Source organism: Pusillimonas sp. MFBS29 (assembly GCF_020687695.1).
GTDB lineage: Bacteria > Pseudomonadota > Gammaproteobacteria > Burkholderiales > Burkholderiaceae_B > Pusillimonas_C.
Genome location: NZ_JAJEWL010000004.1, coordinates 96845 through 111431, shown reverse-complemented (window position 1 = coordinate 111431; position 14587 = coordinate 96845). Strand labels below are relative to the sequence as shown.

Annotated in this window: 13 protein-coding genes; 1 reads left to right on the top strand and 12 read right to left on the bottom strand. The window is 60.0% G+C overall.

Translation table 11 applies throughout. From position 1 onward, the window contains the following. Positions 1–2: 2 nt before the first annotated feature. The 7 genes from LKR43_RS07515 to LKR43_RS07485 all read right to left on the bottom strand — a co-directional run bounded on the left by LKR43_RS07515 (position 3) and on the right by LKR43_RS07485 (position 5463). Positions 3–797 (bottom strand): ABC transporter permease, encoded by a 795-nt coding sequence (locus LKR43_RS07515; protein WP_227683431.1) that lies wholly within the window; start codon positions 795–797, stop codon positions 3–5. Continuing rightward, positions 794–1585, bottom strand: a complete 792-nt coding sequence (locus LKR43_RS07510) for an ABC transporter ATP-binding protein (protein WP_227683430.1) — start codon at positions 1583–1585, stop codon at positions 794–796. The genes LKR43_RS07515 and LKR43_RS07510 overlap by 4 nt, the downstream gene beginning before the upstream one ends. Before the next feature lie 104 nt (positions 1586–1689). Further along, a complete protein-coding gene (locus LKR43_RS07505; RefSeq protein WP_227683610.1) occupies positions 1690–2301 on the bottom strand; it encodes a phospholipid-binding protein MlaC in 612 nt (203 codons plus the stop codon). Positions 2302–2407: 106 nt separating this feature from the next. Next, a complete protein-coding gene (locus tag LKR43_RS07500) occupies positions 2408–3262 on the bottom strand; it encodes a VacJ family lipoprotein (RefSeq protein ID WP_227683429.1) in 855 nt (284 codons plus the stop codon). A gap of 59 nt (positions 3263–3321) precedes the next feature. Next, positions 3322–3831: an outer membrane lipid asymmetry maintenance protein MlaD gene (mlaD, locus tag LKR43_RS07495; protein ID WP_227683428.1), complete on the bottom strand. Its 510-nt coding sequence runs from the start codon at positions 3829–3831 to the stop codon at positions 3322–3324. Positions 3832–3850: 19 nt separating this feature from the next. Beyond that, positions 3851–4639: a lipid asymmetry maintenance ABC transporter permease subunit MlaE gene (gene mlaE / locus LKR43_RS07490; RefSeq protein ID WP_227683427.1), complete on the bottom strand. Its 789-nt coding sequence runs from the start codon at positions 4637–4639 to the stop codon at positions 3851–3853. Then, on the bottom strand, positions 4636–5463 hold the full coding sequence (locus LKR43_RS07485; protein WP_227683426.1) for an ABC transporter ATP-binding protein: 828 nt from the start codon (positions 5461–5463) through the stop codon (positions 4636–4638). Before LKR43_RS07485 ends, mlaE begins: the two co-directional genes overlap by 4 nt. 438 nt (positions 5464–5901) lie before the next feature. Here LKR43_RS07485 and LKR43_RS07480 point away from each other — a divergent pair, with 438 nt between their 5' ends. Continuing rightward, positions 5902–6321: a type II toxin-antitoxin system HicB family antitoxin gene (locus tag LKR43_RS07480; protein ID WP_227683425.1), complete on the top strand. Its 420-nt coding sequence runs from the start codon at positions 5902–5904 to the stop codon at positions 6319–6321. Between the two features lie 51 nt (positions 6322–6372). Here LKR43_RS07480 and LKR43_RS07475 read toward each other — a convergent pair whose 3' ends face one another. The 5 genes from LKR43_RS07475 to LKR43_RS07455 form a co-directional block, all read right to left on the bottom strand. Continuing rightward, complete coding sequence (locus LKR43_RS07475; protein WP_227683424.1) at positions 6373–7836, bottom strand: glutamate synthase subunit beta; 1464 nt, start codon at positions 7834–7836, stop codon at positions 6373–6375. A gap of 11 nt (positions 7837–7847) precedes the next feature. Further along, entirely contained in the window at positions 7848–12554 is a 4707-nt protein-coding gene (locus LKR43_RS07470) for a glutamate synthase-related protein (RefSeq protein ID WP_227683423.1), read from the bottom strand. 241 nt (positions 12555–12795) lie between these two features. Continuing rightward, the gene (locus LKR43_RS07465; protein WP_227683422.1) at positions 12796–13464 is read right to left on the bottom strand and encodes a 7-cyano-7-deazaguanine/7-aminomethyl-7-deazaguanine transporter; all 669 of its coding nucleotides are present in this window, start codon (positions 13462–13464) and stop codon (positions 12796–12798) included. 97 nt (positions 13465–13561) lie between these two features. Continuing rightward, a complete protein-coding gene (gene vapB / locus LKR43_RS07460) occupies positions 13562–13756 on the bottom strand; it encodes a type II toxin-antitoxin system VapB family antitoxin (protein ID WP_227683421.1) in 195 nt (64 codons plus the stop codon). 67 nt (positions 13757–13823) lie between these two features. Then, positions 13824–14552, bottom strand: coding sequence for a hypothetical protein (locus LKR43_RS07455; protein WP_227683420.1), 729 nt, complete (start codon positions 14550–14552; stop codon positions 13824–13826). Positions 14553–14587 lie beyond the last annotated feature (35 nt).

Here is a 14587-nt window from a genome sequence, read left to right as displayed (position 1 = left end):
GATCAATTCCGAAGTTTATAGCCGCTGGCCAGCAGGCGCAGGGCGAAAAGACAAAGCACGGCAAACACGGCGGTAACAACCGCCAGGCTGTGCCACGGCGAGACGTCTGACACGGCGAAAAAGCCGTAACGGAAGCCGTCTATCGTATAGAAGACGGGGTTCCAGTGCGAAACGGCCTGCCAGAACGGCGGCAGGCTGTGTATGGAGTAAAACACGCCGGACAGGAAGGTGGCCGGCAGGATCAGGAAGTTCTGGAATGCGGCAAGCTGGTCAAATTTTTCAGACCACAGGCCGGCGATCAGGCCCAGCGTGCCCATAATGCCGCAAGACAGTACCGCAAACACCAGCACCCACAGGATATTGGCAACGGGCAGGCGTACGAAGAACAGCGCCACCAGCCACACACAGGCGCCTACGCATAGGCCGCGGGCAATCGATGCCAGCAGGTAGGCGCCGAAGATCTCGCGGTGCGAAAGCGGCGGCAACAGTATGAACACCAGGTTGCCGGTGATGCGGCTTTGTATCAGCGACGACGATGGATTGGCAAAGGAATTTTGCAACATGCTCATCATCATCAGTCCCGGGATCAGGAACGATGTGTAGGGAACCGAGTTGTAGACCTGCACGCGACCTTCCAGCACATGGGCGAAGATCAGCAGATACAGCAACGCGGTGAGCACCGGCGCGGCGATGGTCTGGAAAGCAACCTTCCAGAAGCGCGAAAGCTCTTTGCGCAGCAGTGTCGGAAAGCCCGAGCCCATGTTTTGTTGCGGCTTGATGATGGGTGTTGAACTCATGCCACGGCCTCTTGTTTGTTCTCGGCGTGCATGATGCGCACGAAGGCTTCTTCCAGATCGGCCCCGCCGACGCGGGCCAGCAAGGCCTGGGTGGTGTCCAGTGCCACCATGCGGCCATGCTTGAGCATGGCAATACGCCCGCAAAGCGCCTCGGCCTCTTCCAGATAATGTGTGGTTAGCAAGATGGTGTGGCCTTCCTTGTTCAGGCGGGCAATGAATTCCCACAAGGTGCGGCGCAGGTCGACATCGACCCCGGCGGTGGGTTCGTCAAGAATGATGACGGGCGGGCGGTGCACCAGGGCCTGCGCCACCAGCACACGGCGCTTCATGCCGCCCGACAGCGCACGCATATTCGTTTGCGCCTTGTCGGCCAGCCCCAGGTTGCCAAGTATCTCGTCTATCCAGTCGTCGTTGTTGCGCAGGCCGAAATAGCCCGACTGTATGCGCAGCGTTTCGCGTACCGTGAAGAAGGGGTCGTAGACGATCTCTTGCGGCACGACGCCCAGCGAGCGGCGCGACTGACGAAAATCCCTGACCACATCGTAGCCACAGACGCGCGCCGTGCCGCCCGAGGCCTGGGCCAGGCCGGCCAGTATCGAGATCAGTGAAGTCTTGCCTGCGCCGTTTGGGCCGAGCAGGCCGAAGAATTCGCCATGCTCGACCCTGAAACTGACGTCGTCGAGCGCCTGAAAGCCTGTCGGCGCAGGCGCGCCCGACAGTCGTTCTTTCCAGCTGCGACTACGCGGTGCATAGGTTTTTGAAATGTGTTCTAGGACTAGGGCTGACATGGCACGCAAAAAAAGCTTGGCCCCGAATCAGGCCAAGCTTTGCATTATAGTCGGTGCGCCGGATATTGCTGCCATGGGCATGGGCGCCGGCGGATACTGCCGGATCAGCTGCCGCTGCGGTTCAGGGCGGCGATCAGGCCATCGATGCCGTTCTGCGAAATCTGTTGCGCAAACTGGTTGCGATAGTTCTGGATCAGCCAGATGCCTTCGACATTCAGGTCGTAGATCTTCCAGCCTTGCGGGGTTTTTTCCAGACGATAGTCTATGGCAACTTCGGGGCCGTTGGTCTGGGTCATGGTGGAGCGCACCACGACGTCGTCGGCCGATGGGTCGCCGCGGAAAGGCTGCATCTTGAATGATGAGTTCTGGTCAACCTTGGACAGTGCGCCGCTATAGGTGCGCACCAGGGTGCCCTTGAAGGCCTCGACCAGATCCTTTTTCTGCTGGTCGGTAGCCTGGCGCCAGTAGCGGCCTGCTGCCAGGCGCGTGGTCTTTTCAAAATTCACATAAGGCATGACGTACTGGTCGATGGCCTTGTGGATGCTGGTCAGATCGCCCGAGCGCACCGCCTGGTCTTTCTTGACAGCTTCCAGGGCGTTGTCGGCCACTTGCTGTACGTAGTCGTTGGGTGCCGCGTTGGGGTTGACCTTGCCTTGGGCCAGTGCGGGCAGGCTCAGGGCCAGTGCCGTCAGCGCGAACAAAGTGGCGGCCAGCATGCGCTGCACGCCCTGGAAATTCAGGTGGATGATGGATGGATTCAGCATAAATCGGACTCCTTGCTGTTGGGGTCCGGCCGGCGCGTGGCACCGGCCGGCACCGCGATTACTTTGGTGTGTCTGCCGCCGCTGGCGCAGCGTCCTTGGCAGTGTCTTCGGGGTCGGAATAGTCGGGCAGATCGTCGTCTGAGTAGTCGGGCAGGCTGTCGTCGGCTTCGCCGGGTGCGCGCAGACCGGCGCGGCGGCTGTTGACCATGGAGTTGCGCTGCTGCAGGTAGGCATCGCGAATGAAGCTGTAGCGGTCAAGCGCAATGTCGTCGACCAGTTTGTCGGCGTCAAGCAGGCCGGCGCGCGTATCGATAATGTACAGGGCGCTTATGCTGTTGCGCACTGCGACTTCGTCCATTTGCGTGACAGGGGTAAGGGGCGATACGCCGGCAGCAAAGGTGCCCACGCTGGCCGTACCGTCGCGTACCGTGCTTGGGCCCAGGAAAGGCAATACAACATAGGGGCCGGAGCCCACGCCCCACACGCCCAATGTAGTGCCGAAGTCGTTGCGGATGCGTCGCGAGCCATTCATGGAAGCCACGTCGATACAGCCACCCAGGCCCATGGTGGAGTTGAACAGCACACGGCCCAGGGTGTTGGCGAAATCGTGCCCGCGACCCTGCAGGAAGCTGTTCAGGGCAGACCAGACATCGCCAAGGTTATTGAAAATATTGCGCACGCAGTTTTGCGCCGGATCGGGCATGAGCGTGTCGTAGCCGATGGCAATGGGTTTGATCAACGCGCGGTCAACCGTATCGTTGAAGGCGTACATGCTGCGGTTATAGCTTTCCCAGGGGTCGTCGGGATTGGGATTGGGTACGCTGGCACAGCCGGCAGCCAGTGCCGTGGCGCCCAGCAGGCTGCCTATCCGCAGGAATCGCAGGGTATTCGGGGAAGCTGAAGTAGTAGTCATAGTACGTAACGGTTAACAGCAGTCTCAGGATTGTAAGCGTGTTATCGGCTGCCCGGGGATCAGGGCCGCGACTCACCAGGAGGAGTCAGGGTCGGCGCTGCAGATTGCCCGCCTTCTTTTTCAGCCGAGCTATACAGGAATTTGCTGATCAGCTCTTCAAGCACTACTGCACTTTGCGTGTACTGGATCTGGCCGTCCTGGGCCAGGTTCTTTTCTTCGCCGCCCGGCGTCAGGCCTATGTATTGCTCGCCCAGCAGGCCCGAGGTCAGTATGGATGCTGATGAATCGGTGGGAAACGAGTATTTCTCTTCCAGATCCAGTGTGACGACCGCCTGGAAGCGTTCGTTGTCAAACCCGACGTTGGCCACACGGCCCACGACCACGCCACTGCTTTTCACGGGCGCACGTACCTTGAGCCCGCCAAGATTGTCGAAATGGGCCTGTACCTGATAAGTGGATGCAAAAGAGAACGAGCTCAGGTTGCCGGCGCGCAGCGCCAGGAACAGCAAGGCGATGGCGCCCAGCAGTACAAACAAGCCCACCCAGAAATCGGTTTTTTCACGTGTCATGATTGATCCGTAAATTATTTTAGTTGCTGAACATCAGCGCAGTCAGGATGAAATCCAGGCCCAGAACGACCAGCGAGCCGCTTACTACAGTGCGTGTGGTAGCGCGTGAGACGCCTTCAGGTGTGGCCTTGGCCGTCCAGCCCGCGTGCAGTGCGATCAACGTGACCGCCACCCCGAAAACCACGCTTTTCACCACACCGTTAAGCACGTCCTTGAACACATCGACGCCGCCTTGCATCTGTGACCAGAAGGCGCCCGGATCTATACCGATCAGCAGTACGCCTACTATCCAGCCTCCTATGATGCCCACCATGGAGAATACGGCGGCCAGAACCGGCATGGCAATGACGCCGCCCCAGAAGCGCGGCACCAGTACCCGGCGTACGGGATCCACCGCCATGACCTCCATGGCGGCAATTTGCTCGCCCGCCTTCATCAGGCCGATCTCGGCGGTCAGCGATGTGCCTGCCCTGCCGGCAAACAGCAGGGCGGTAACCACTGGGCCCAGTTCGCGCGTAAGCGAGAGCGCCACCAGCAGGCCCAGCGCTTCCTCGGATCCGTAGCGGTTCAGCGTGTAATAGCCTTGCAGCCCCAGCACAAAGCCCACAAACAGGCCGGATACAGCAATGATCAGCAGGGAATGGTTGCCAATGAAATGGATTTGCTGGGAGATCAGCCCCGGACGTTTGAGTGCGATGTCGCTGCGCACCAGGATGGCGCCCGCCAGCCGCATGAAGGCACCCAGCCCGCTGATACCGTTGCGCACCCGCGCGCCCAGTGTCGTAATGAGTTGAACAGGCGATGTCATGAGCGTCTGCCGTGTTGATCCAGCCACTTCGTGAACGCAGGTGTGGTGGGGTAATGGAAAGCAATGGGACCGTCGGGCTGTCCGTCGAGAAACTGACGCACATAGGCATCTTGCGAATCGGACAGCGCTGCCGGCGTGCCACTGGCGATCAGGCGGCCTTGACCCACCATATAGACCTGGTCGGCAATGGCGAAGGATTCCGCCACATCGTGCGTGATCAGTACCGAAGCGCACTGCAGGCGGTCGGTCAGGTCGCGTATAAGCTGAGCGGTGATGCCCAAAGAGATCGGGTCCAGGCCGGCAAAAGGCTCGTCGTACAGCACAAGTTCGGGCTCGAGCACCACGGCGCGGGCCAGTGCAACGCGGCGGGCCATGCCGCCGGAAATTTCCGAGATTTTCAGATGCGCCGCCGCCCGCAGGCCCACGGCATCGAGCTTGTCGAGCACGCGCTCGATGATCTGGCTTTCGGATACCTGGGTGTGCTCGCGCAGCGGGAAGGCCACGTTCTCAAAGACATTCAGGTCGGTGAACAGCGCACCTTGCTGAAACAGCACACCCATGCGCTGGCGCAATTCCCGCAGCTTCTCGCCCTTGGCTTGTGCAATATTGCTGCCGAAGACCTGGATGTTGCCGCGCTGGGGCGCGATCTGGCCCGTGGTGGCGCGCAACAGCGTGGTCTTGCCTGACCCCGATCCACCCATCATGGCCACGACCTGACCCTGGCGGACCTCCAGGTCTATGTCTTGCAGCACGGTAAAGTCGCCGTAGCCCAGGGCTACGTTGCTGAACTTCACGATGGTGTCGCGGGTAGTGGGTGCATTCATAGGCAAAAGTGTCCTGTCGGCTGGACAATCAGCTTTGCATTGTACCTGTTCGCTCCTGCGCCAAATCGTCTACCGGGTGTAACCCTTGAAAACGCTTATGTCAGCGCGTAACAGCCAGGTTTTCAGCGCCTTGGCCTGCATAATCCTTTGCAAGTGGCATGGTGGCTATGGAGATATAGTCTTCTATTGATCTATCATTTTTGGTTAAAAAAGAATAATATGAATGGGCAGGCATAGAAAGGCAGGCGGGCGTGAAGCTTAAGGAAGCTCTGAACAAGTCGAGCGGTAAACAGGCGTTGTCGTTCAGGATGGGATGCAAGGCGCAAACCGCAGTGATAGCCGTAGCTATCGCGAGGATTTGCAACGCAGCAGACCGCCTGAATCGACAGATGCCTGTGGCGCGAGGACTTGTTCAGAGCTTCCTTAAATAAAGGAATAATGATGGATGTTCGTTATCCGGCCAAAGTGTCGGAAGATCCGGCTGGCGGCTTTTGCGTTCAGTTCATCGATCTGAACGAGGCGTTTACCGAGGGCGATACGCTGGAAGAAGCGTTGTTTAACGCCGCTGAAGTATTGACCCTGACGCTTGAGGGGCGACTTTCAGAAGGCATGGATGTCCCCGACCCCAGTCAGGGCGTGAAGGGCGGGCATTACATTGCTCCCGATGCCAAGACGCAAGGTGTGCTGCTGCTGCGAGCCGCTCGCGGAGACCGCACTTTAGCTCAACTTGCGCGGGCCATGGACACGAGCTGGCCCCAGGCCAAGCGCCTGGAAGACCCGCGCCACTGGCCCAGCCTGAAAACGCTGGACAAGGCAGCGCGCGTGCTTGGCAAGCGCCTGGTGCTCAGTATCGAGTAACTACAAGTAGACTTATAAAGAGGGCGCGACGCTGAAACATACCAGATAGTTTCAGCGCGGCAATACCGTGCTGCCCATCAGGAACTGGTCGACCGAGCGGGCGCACTGGCGGCCTTCGCGTATGGCCCAGACCACCAGCGATTGACCGCGCCGCATGTCGCCGGCGGCGAACACCTTGTCTACATTGGTGATGTAGTCGTCGGTGCTGGCACGGGCGTTGCCGCGGGCGTCCAGTTCGACGCCGAAGGCATCCAGCACATTCTTCACCGGTGAAACGAAGCCCATGGCCAGCAACACCAGGTCAGCCGGCAACTCGAACTGCGAACCTTCCATTTCGCGCATCTTGAGCTGGCCGGTGGCCTTGTCCTTGAACCATTCCACACGAGCGGCTATCAGCTTCTCAACTTTGCCGCCGCTGCCTTCAAGGCTCTTGGTGGCTACGGCCCAGTCGCGCTGGCAGCCTTCTTCGTGCGAAGACGAGCTGCGCAGCTTGATGGGCCAGTAGGGCCAGGTCAGGGGCTTGTCCTCGACGTCGGGCGCTTTGGACATCAGCTCGAACTGGGTGACCGATGCCGCGCCGTGGCGATTGCTGGTGCCGACGCAGTCAGAGCCGGTGTCGCCGCCGCCAATGACGATGACGTGCTTGCCCTTGGCGCTGATCTGTCCCTTCAGGCGGTCGCCGTTGGTGACCTTGTTCTGCTGGCGCAGGAAGTCCATGGCGAAATGTACGCCGCGCAGCTCGCGCCCCGGCACAGGCAGGTCACGCGGGTTCTCTGCGCCGCCGGTGAGCACGATGGCATCGAACTCTTGCTGCAGCGATTCGGGTGTGCGCACGGTCAGGCCGTCTTCGGCATGTTCCTTTGCGCCCACGTAGGTAGAGGGGCAGAACTCCACGCCCTCGGCTTCCATCTGCGCCAGGCGGCGGTCGATATGGCCTTTTTCCAGCTTGAAATCGGGAATGCCGTAGCGCAGCAGGCCGCCGATGCGGTTGCTTTTCTCGAACACGGTGACCGAGTGGCCGGCGCGTGCCAGTTGCTGTGCGCAGGCCAGACCGGACGGGCCGGAACCGACCACGGCGACTTTCTTGCCGGTCTTGCGGCTGGGCGGCTGGGGTGTCACCCAGCCCTGGGACCAGCCCTTGTCGATAATTGCATGCTCGATGGACTTGATGCCCACCGCGTCGTTGTTGATGTTCAGGGTACAGGCGGCCTCGCAGGGGGCGGGGCAGATGCGGCCCGTGAACTCGGGGAAATTGTTGGTGGAGTGCAATACGTCGAGTGCGCGGCGCCAGTCCTGTTTGTAAACCAGGTCATTCCAGTCGGGAATGATGTTGTTCACGGGACAGCCATTGCTGCAAAAGGGAATGCCGCAATCCATGCAGCGTGCGCCTTGCTGCCTGGCCTCGGCGTCGGTCAGGGTATTGACGAACTCGCTCCAGTGCTTCACCCGCGCCTGGGGCGCTTCGTAGGTTTCGGAGATGCGTTCAAACTCAAGAAAGCCGGTAACTTTGCCCATGTTCGTATTCCTCAGGCAGCAATTTGTTGTGGATTGGCGGCGCGCCACAGCTCGCCCAGCGCGCGGCGGTACTCGACGGGCATGACCTTGACGAAAGACAGGCGGGCCCGGTCCCAGTCGTCCAGAATGTCGCGCGAGCGGAAGCTGCCGGTATGGCGGTAGTGGTCTTCGACCAGGCGGCGCAAGATGGTTTCATCAGTTTCGCGTTCGCCGCCGCGCACGGCGCTGTGCCAGGTCTCGATCTGGCCGTGATCGAATTGTTCCTGGTGCGGCACCACACGCTCGAGCTCGACCATGGCCAGGTTGCAGCGTTGGCGGAAGCTGTTGTGCGGATCCCAGACATAGGCCACGCCGCCCGACATGCCGGCAGCAAAGTTGCGGCCGGTATCGCCCAGCACCACCACGGTGCCGCCGGTCATGTATTCGCAGCCGTGATCGCCCGTGCCTTCCACTACCGCAGCGGCACCGGAGTTACGTACCGCAAAGCGTTCGCCGGCCACGCCGTTGAAGTAGGCTTCGCCTGACAGTGCGCCGTACAGCACCGTGTTGCCGGCAATGATGTGGTCGGGTCCGAAGCCGCGGAAATCGTTGGGTGAGCGCACCACGATGCGTCCGCCCGACAGGCCTTTGCCCACGTAGTCGTTGGCTTCGCCGACCAGGTCCAGGGTAATGCCGTGGGCGAGGAAGGCGCCGAAGCTTTGTCCGGCCGAGCCGTTGCACTGTATGTGTATGGTGTCGTCGGGCAGGCCTTCGTGACCGTAGCGGGCGGCGATCACGCCCGAGAGCATGGCGCCTATGGTGCGGTTGCGGTTGCGCACCGGGGTGATGAAGGATACTTTTTCGCCGCGCTCTATGGCCGCCTTGCTGCGTTCTATCAGCTGGTGATCCAGGGCGTGATCCAGGGCGTGGTCTTGCGTTTCGACCTGGTACAGGGGTTGTTCGCTGGGCACGGCGTGGAATATGCGGCTGAAATCCAGGCCCTGTGCCTTCCAGTGTTCAATGCCGGCGCGGGTGTTCAGCAGTTCTACGCGACCGATCAGGTCGTCAAATTTGCGTATGCCAAGCTGTGCCATGATTTCACGCACTTCTTCGGCAACGAAGAAGAAGTAATTGACGACGTGCTCGGGCTTGCCGCTGAATTTCTTGCGCAAGACCGGGTCTTGCGTGGCGACGCCGACGGGGCAGGTGTTCAGATGGCATTTGCGCATCATGATGCAGCCTTCGACCACCAGTGGTGCGGTGGCGAAGCCGAACTCATCGGCACCCAGCAGTGCGCCGATGACCACGTCTCGGCCAGTCTTCATCTGGCCGTCGGCCTGAACACGTATGCGTGTGCGCAGATTGTTCAGCAGCAGGGTCTGCTGGGTTTCGGCCAGACCCAGTTCCCAGGGCGTGCCGGCGTACTTGATGGATGACACGGGCGAAGCGCCGGTACCGCCGTCGTGGCCGGCAATCACCACGTGATCGGCCTTGGCCTTGGCCACGCCCGTGGCCACAGTGCCCACACCAACTTCTGACACCAGCTTGACCGAGATCGATGCCTTGGGATTCACATTCTTCAGGTCGTGAATCAGCTGGGCCAGGTCTTCGATCGAATAGATATCGTGATGGGGCGGTGGCGAGATCAGGCCTACGCCAGGTACCGAATAACGCAGTTTGGCAATGTATTCCGAAACCTTGTGGCCGGGCAGCTGGCCGCCTTCGCCGGGCTTGGCGCCTTGTGCCATTTTGATCTGGATCTGGTCGGCGCTGGACAGGTATTCGGCCGATACGCCAAAGCGTCCGGACGCCACCTGCTTGATGCGTGAGCGCAGCGAGTCGCCTGCGGCCAATGCCACGTCGGCCTCGATGCGGTCGGTGCCCAGGAACGACGCTAATGTGTCGCCCTTGCGAACAGTGGGCTTGCCGGCACGCATCTCGGCGCGATAGCGCAGTTCGTCTTCGCCGCCTTCACCGGTATTGGATTTGCCGCCTATGCGGTTCATGGCCACGGCCAGGGTGGCGTGGGCTTCGGTCGAGATGGAGCCCAGCGACATGGCGCCGGTAGCAAAGCGCTTGACGATTTCTTTGGCGGGCTCGACTTCGCTCAGGGCAATGGCACGGGCCGGATCTACCTTGAACTCAAACAGGCCGCGCAAGGTCATGTGACGGCGTGACTGATCGTTGATCAGCTGTGCGTATTCCTTGTAGGTGCTGTAGTTGTTGGCGCGGGTGGCGTGCTGCAGCTTGGCGATGGAGTCGGGCGACCACATGTGCTCTTCACCGCGTACGCGCCAGGCGTAATCGCCGCCGGCATCCAGCTGGCTGGCCAGTACGGGATCGTTGCTGAAGGCCGAGGCGTGCAGGCGCAGTGCTTCTTCGGCGACTTCAAAAATGCCTATGCCTTCGATGTTGCTGGGGGTGCCGGTAAAGTATTGGTTGACCAGACTGGCATGCAAGCCGACCGCCTCGAAAATCTGGGCACCGGTGTACGACATATAGGTCGAGATGCCCATCTTGGACATGACCTTGTTCAGGCCCTTGCCGATGGCCTTGATGTAATTCTTGATGGCGGTTTCCGGATCGGGCAAGGTAGCCAGCGATTCCAGTGCCAGATAGGGGTGTATGGCTTCCGCACCGTAGCCGCCCAGCAGCGCCACGTGGTGCACTTCGCGCACGGAGCCTGTTTCAACCACCAGGCCGGTGTTGGTGCGCAGGCCGGCACGTATCAGATGCAGGTGTATGGCCGAGGTGGCTAGCAGGGCAGGGATGGCTACATGCTCGCTGTCTACCTTGCGGTCGGTGATGATAAGGATGTTGTAGCCACTGCGCACAGCGTCGGCGGCGTTGGCGCACAGGCTGGCCAGGCGTGCTTCGATGCCGTCCGGTCCCCAGGCGCTCGGGTAGGTAATATCGATTTCCAGGCTGCGGAACTTGTTCGATGTAATGTCGGAAATATGGCGTATTTGCGCCATGGCGGCAAAATCGAGCACAGGCTGCGTAACCTCAAGCCGCAGCGGCGGATTGACGTTGTTGATGTCCAGCAGATTGGGCTTGGGGCCAATAAACGACACCAGCGACATCACCAGCTGCTCGCGTATGGGGTCGATGGGCGGGTTGGTTACCTGGGCGAACAGCTGACGGAAATAGTTGTAGAACGGCTTGGCCCGGTTCGACAGCACGGCCAGCGGGGCGTCGTTGCCCATCGAGCCTGTTGCCTCTTCGCCATTGGTGGCCATGGGCTGCAGTATGAATTTGAAGTCTTCCTGGGTCCAGCCAAAAGCCTGCTGGCGCTGCAAGAGCGACAGGGCCTTGTGCGGGGCATCCGGATGCTGTGCAGGCAAGGACTCGAGTTTCAGGCGCAGGCGCTCGATCCACTGACGATAGGGCCGGGTGTTGGCCAGGTGCGATTTGATTTCCGCGTCGTCGATGATGCGACCCTGCTGCAGGTCGATCAGGAACATTTTGCCAGGTTGCAGGCGCCATTTCTTGACGATGCGGTGCTCGGGAATGGACAAGGTACCGGCTTCCGACGCCATGATGACCATGTCGTCGTCGGTGATGAGGTAGCGGGCCGGACGCAAGCCGTTGCGGTCAAGCGTGGCGCCAATCTGGCGGCCGTCCGTGAAGGCCACGGCGGCGGGGCCGTCCCAGGGTTCCATCATGGCCGCATGGTATTCATAGAAGGCGCGACGGCTTTCGTCCATATCTGCATGCTGTTCCCAGGCCTCGGGAATCATGATCATCATGGCGTGGGCCAATGAATAACCCGACATCACCAGCAATTCCAGGCAGTTGTCGAAGGTGGCCGTGTCGGATTGGCCTTCGTAGACGATGGGATAAAGCTTGGGCAGGTCATCGCCCAGCACAGCCGATTGCATCATCCCTTCGCGGGCGCGCAGCCAGTTGAAGTTGCCCTTGACGGTGTTGATCTCGCCGTTGTGAGCAATCATGCGGTAGGGGTGTGCCAGCGGCCAGGCCGGGAAAGTATTGGTCGAAAAGCGCTGGTGCACCATGGCCAGGGCCGAAACGGCACGGGTGTCGGCCAGGTCGCGGTAATAGCAGCCCACCTGGTTGGCCAGCAGCAGGCCTTTGTAGACCACGGTGCGCACCGAAATGGATGGCACGAAATATTCCTGCCCATGGGCCAGCCGCATGTGCTGAATGGCGTGGCTGGCTGTCTTGCGAATCACATAGAGTTTGCGCTCCAGGGCGTCGGGCACCATGATGTCGGGACCGCGACCAATGAACAGCTGGCGTATCACCGGCGCACAGGCGCGCACGGTAGGAGACATGGGCATGTCGTGGTCTACCGGCACATCGCGCCAGCCCAGCACTACCTGGCCCTCATCGCGTACCGCGCGTTCCAGCTCTTGCTCACAGGCCAGGCGCGAGGCGGTTTCCTTGGGCAGAAAAACCATGGCCACGCCGTATTCATCGACAGGCGGCAGCTCTATGCCCTGGCTGGCCATGTCCTGGCGGTACAAGGCATCGGGAATCTGTATCAGTATGCCGGCGCCATCGCCCATCAGTTCGTCGGCACCCACCGCGCCGCGGTGATCCAGGTTTTCCAGGATCTTCAAACCCTGCTGGATGATGGCATGACTCTGGCGGCCCTTGATGTGGGCGACAAAGCCTACGCCACAGGCGTCGTGTTCGTTATGGGGGCTATACAGGCCCTGTGCGCCGGCCTGGACGGCGGCGGCAGGCAGCGTGATGGAGGTAGATGACTGAGACATGGCAGTTCCGCTGTATTGGTGCAGTGCAAGGTTGCAACAATACTGCCAAGAGGGTATGGGCGCAATAAAAATAAATGGGGTACGTCCCTAATTTATATTGGATGAAAATACTTATATTATAAATAGGGACGCATCTAAAATATTGAAAATAGGAGTGTTTTTATTGCGATTATTTTTATGGATGGCGGGTTGGCAGGGGCAACATGCTGAAAAAAATTATATTCAGCGTGTTGTTCAGGGGCTAGATTCCGGCCAGATGGGGATCTTCGCGCTTCATCATTCGAACGATAATATTCAGCAAAATGCCGTACATGGGTACGAACAGCAACAGGCTTACGCTCAGCTTGATCACGTAGTCCACCATGGCAATTTCGCCCCAGTTGGCTGCCATGAAGGGGTTGCTGCTGCGCCAGAAGGCGATGCTGAAGAAGGCGGCCGTATCCAGCGCCTGCCCGAATACCGACGAGGCCGCCGGGGCAATCCACCACTGTATGTGATTGCGGCGCATGCGATCGAATACCTGCACATCCAGCAGCTGGCCCAGAACATAGGCAGCGAAGCTGGCCAGGGCAATCCGGAACACAAAGCTGTTGAATTCCGTCAGCGCGCCCAGGCCATTGAATGCGCCTTCGTGAAAAAGCACGGAAACAATATAAGAGGCGATCAGCGCCGGCACCATGGCGCGGCTGATCACGCTGCGTGCCTCGGACTTGCCTATCAGACGCACGGTCAGGTCGGTGGCCAGGAATACAAAGGGAAAGCTGAACGCGCCCCAGGTGCTGTGAAAACCAAAGAGATCTATGGGAAGCTGCACCAGATAATTGCTGGCGATGATGATAACAATGTGGAACGCGACCAGCAGGCCTACGTAAAACGGCACCCGCGACGGCGGGACAAAGGTGGGAGTCATATAAGCCTTTTTGATGGATGGGGTTAGGGAACCCATGGATAAGGGCAGTATTGTACTACTGCGCCGTCAACTTATGCGTTTGCTGGAATCCAGTTCTCTAGTTCATGAAGTCATCGCTGACTTTTGGGCCATTCAGGAAAAAGCCATCCCAAGTGTGGCCGACCGGCGCGATGATGCGTTCATTCCCCCTTGCGCGTACCTTTACCTTATATACGCCCTCGGGCAAGCGCATGTTTAGTGGAAGCAGGACTACTTGAGTCCTGCTATTAGTAAAAACTGCCGCAATAGACATATGAGTGCTCCTTTAAGACAGGTGCATACAGCAATAGTACAAAGCTTTTCTTGATGCCGTCCAGGCATCAAGCGTTACTAACATCTACCACCTTAGCTTTCCGTGGCCGCCCGCGTGGCGCGGGTGCGATTCTGCGTGTCGTCTGTGATTCCATGTGTGCAAGAAAGTCAGCCTCGCCCAGTACCCATTGACCGAACAGGGCCTGGTCTATTCTGGCGGACTGGCTGGCCGACAAGCCCCGGCTCAGGCGTTCCCGATAATAGGCCTGGCGTGCAAAGGGGGTGTTGCCGCCGTGCCAGTAGTCGGAGTGATCGGTCAGCAGCGTCCGGTCCGTGGCGGCTGCGGCTTGCGGCCCTTGAAGACCTGTGTGGGCGCCGGCCGACGACCAGGGCCAGCGTGCAGCTTCATCCACATAGTGCAGGCGCACCGGCAGCGATTCCAGCCAGATCAAGGCAGGCAGCACCCATTGTCCGGGCTCCACCAGTGCGCTGCGGTAGCGACCGGCAAACACCCGGCCGTGCCGCATGCCGGCGGCCATGCGCCGGCCCAGCGACTGAATCAGGCGTGCCATGCCCTGCGCATCATCGGCTGTGGCCAGCAGGGTGATGCGGTCGTTAAGCAGCAGCCAGCCGTGCAGGGCTATGCGGTACTCGCGCACGTCGCGCTGCAGCCATTGCTGCAATTGGTCCAGCTGATCTTGCGGGGTAGGGTCTTGCACCGCTGCCAACGGAGAGGCGAACTCTGCTTGCACAAGCTGTGGAATCTGCGGTGCGTAAAGGCGTGGCAATCGGGCCATGGCGGCGGTTCGGTAACGTAATTCAGTGGCGTATT

What these genes read in the sequence shown, in the direction of transcription:
- LKR43_RS07485 (WP_227683426.1), bottom strand. Translation starts at nt 5,463, where the DNA reads ATGAATGCACCCACTACCCGCGACACCATCGTGAAGTTCAGCAACGTA.
- vapB (WP_227683421.1), bottom strand. Translation starts at nt 13,756, where the DNA reads ATGTCTATTGCGGCAGTTTTTACTAATAGCAGGACTCAAGTAGTCCTG.
- LKR43_RS07470 (WP_227683423.1), bottom strand. Translation starts at nt 12,554, where the DNA reads ATGTCTCAGTCATCTACCTCCATCACGCTGCCTGCCGCCGCCGTCCAG.
- LKR43_RS07505 (WP_227683610.1), bottom strand. Translation starts at nt 2,301, where the DNA reads ATGCTGGCCGCCACTTTGTTCGCGCTGACGGCACTGGCCCTGAGCCTG.
- mlaD (WP_227683428.1), bottom strand. Translation starts at nt 3,831, where the DNA reads ATGACACGTGAAAAAACCGATTTCTGGGTGGGCTTGTTTGTACTGCTG.
- LKR43_RS07515 (WP_227683431.1), bottom strand. Translation starts at nt 797, where the DNA reads ATGAGTTCAACACCCATCATCAAGCCGCAACAAAACATGGGCTCGGGC.
- LKR43_RS07455 (WP_227683420.1), bottom strand. Translation starts at nt 14,552, where the DNA reads ATGGCCCGATTGCCACGCCTTTACGCACCGCAGATTCCACAGCTTGTG.
- LKR43_RS07475 (WP_227683424.1), bottom strand. Translation starts at nt 7,836, where the DNA reads ATGGGCAAAGTTACCGGCTTTCTTGAGTTTGAACGCATCTCCGAAACC.
- mlaE (WP_227683427.1), bottom strand. Translation starts at nt 4,639, where the DNA reads ATGACATCGCCTGTTCAACTCATTACGACACTGGGCGCGCGGGTGCGC.
- LKR43_RS07465 (WP_227683422.1), bottom strand. Translation starts at nt 13,464, where the DNA reads ATGACTCCCACCTTTGTCCCGCCGTCGCGGGTGCCGTTTTACGTAGGC.
- LKR43_RS07480 (WP_227683425.1), top strand. Translation starts at nt 5,902, where the DNA reads ATGATGGATGTTCGTTATCCGGCCAAAGTGTCGGAAGATCCGGCTGGC.
- LKR43_RS07500 (WP_227683429.1), bottom strand. Translation starts at nt 3,262, where the DNA reads ATGACTACTACTTCAGCTTCCCCGAATACCCTGCGATTCCTGCGGATA.
- LKR43_RS07510 (WP_227683430.1), bottom strand. Translation starts at nt 1,585, where the DNA reads ATGTCAGCCCTAGTCCTAGAACACATTTCAAAAACCTATGCACCGCGT.